This window comes from Bradyrhizobium sp. NAS96.2 (assembly GCF_001908235.1).
In the GTDB taxonomy this organism is placed as follows: Bacteria; Pseudomonadota; Alphaproteobacteria; order Rhizobiales; family Xanthobacteraceae; genus Bradyrhizobium.
In genome coordinates, this window is record NZ_LGHK01000443.1 from 1 (window position 1) to 1,456 (window position 1,456).

The following is a 1,456-nucleotide window of genomic DNA, read 5'->3' on the forward strand; positions in this document are numbered from 1 at the left end:
ATACATTTATGCAACTGGAAGCGTCATTTTTGCTGTTACGACCCTTGCACGGACGGGGCGGACCATACATTCTTTCCCACGAGGTCCTTGAGCGCCGCGTTGTCCAACATGGCATCAGCCAGCAACCGCTTCAGCCGTGTGTTGTCGTCCTCCAGCGTCTTCAGCCGCTTGGCCTCTGACACCTCCAGCCCGCCGAACTTGGCCTTCCATTTGTAGATGCTGGCGTCGCTGATGCCGTGCTTGCGGCACAGATCGGCAACCGAAACCCCGACCTCGTGCTCCTTCGGAATCCCGATGATCTGCTCTTCCGAAAAGCGGCTGCGCTTCATGCTCTGGTCCTCGTCTTGGGCCACAGCGAACTTCAAACTGGGTGAAGCCTGTGGGGCAAGGTCAATGCCCACTGATGGATCGAAGATCTTTCTCGGCCACTCGATCCAATCAACCTCTTTCGCAGCTTCCGCCCAAAATCCTTCCGGATCAACTAGCGCACGCGCAAGACGTTCCTGATAATGGCTCACACCTAAGCCCCCAATGATTGACGGCTTGCTCATTTTGATTCCTTCACAACCACGTTGAGGGTCTGCACCGTCTCGGAGATTGTGTGATGCTGCGGATCCGCCCAATAGAGTCTTATTGTGTGCCGACCAGGCTTGGCAGGGAGATCGAAAACATAGAGATAACGGCCATCACCAAGCCGGATCAGCTGGTCTGCCATTGGCATGAGCTCGGTTTCGTCCATCGCAACATGCAGATGAACGCTCGGATTGGCAGAGCTCATGGTCATTTCTGCGATGTTATCGTCGGCTTGGAAAACGAAAGCAACACGCTCGCCGATGGTATTACCCGATTGCGGCAGGAGGATCTTCAATGCGGGCAGATCGCCGGTGTTTCCCGATCTCGCAACAGGCGCATCGTCAGACCCGTGCATATCGTGCATGCCCGGCTCATGGTGTTGTGCGTGGGCTGGAGCCGCGACCAGAGCGCCAGCCACAAGAATCATGCACCAAATGAACTGTTCGAATCGATCGCCAAACCGGTTGGGACGGGATGATATTTGCATGCTTTGCTCCTTTGTTTGCGAGCCCTGAAAGATTTCCACTAATTCAGTGCACATGTTGAGCGGGTGGCGGGAGATTTTTGGGCTCTCTATTGAGAACTCGGACCTGCGAGATCAGCTCGTCGGAATTTTGCCAACCACATTCGTCCTCCTCTTGCAGCCAGCGCGCACGGATATATCCGAACCTGTCGATTAGGAATTCCATGGAATGTCTTCCCATTTCCAAACGCTTGGGATCTCCACGATTTGTAGTGCTCCGGGAGAGCAGATCGTAACTTTCTCTAACCCCTTGTGCTCCATGCCGGACATTCGGGACGCCCGCCGCCAGCTTTGCGTCCGGCGACACGATAATCGCCCACAATCGTTCTTTCCGGAATCTTTTCTGCTCAAGGCGTAGCT

Annotated in this window: 2 protein-coding genes and 2 pseudogenes; all 4 read right to left on the reverse strand. The window is 54.9% G+C overall.

Annotated elements, in window-relative coordinates:
* Window positions 1-65 precede the first annotated feature (65 nt).
* A pseudogene (locus tag AC628_RS44675) lies at window positions 66-329 on the reverse strand (transposase); the annotation flags it as partial.
* A gap of 63 nt (window positions 330-392) precedes the next feature.
* Window positions 393-551 (reverse strand): annotated as a pseudogene (locus AC628_RS44680) (acetyl-coenzyme A synthetase N-terminal domain-containing protein); the annotation flags it as partial.
* On the reverse strand, window positions 548-1,060 hold the full coding sequence (locus tag AC628_RS41840) for a hypothetical protein (RefSeq protein WP_143202128.1): 513 nt from the start codon (window positions 1,058-1,060) through the stop codon (window positions 548-550). The gene AC628_RS41840 and the pseudogene AC628_RS44680, both read right to left, overlap by 4 nt.
* Window positions 1,061-1,103: 43 nt before the next feature.
* Window positions 1,104-1,456, reverse strand: a 353-nt coding sequence (locus tag AC628_RS45030; protein WP_210190352.1) for a hypothetical protein, incomplete at its 5' end; no start/stop codon positions are given.

Bases quoted from the DNA above. Each gene is read 5' to 3' on its own strand.
- AC628_RS41840 (WP_143202128.1), bottom strand. From the start codon at position 1,060: ATGCAAATATCATCCCGTCCCAACCGGTTTGGCGATCGATTCGAACAG.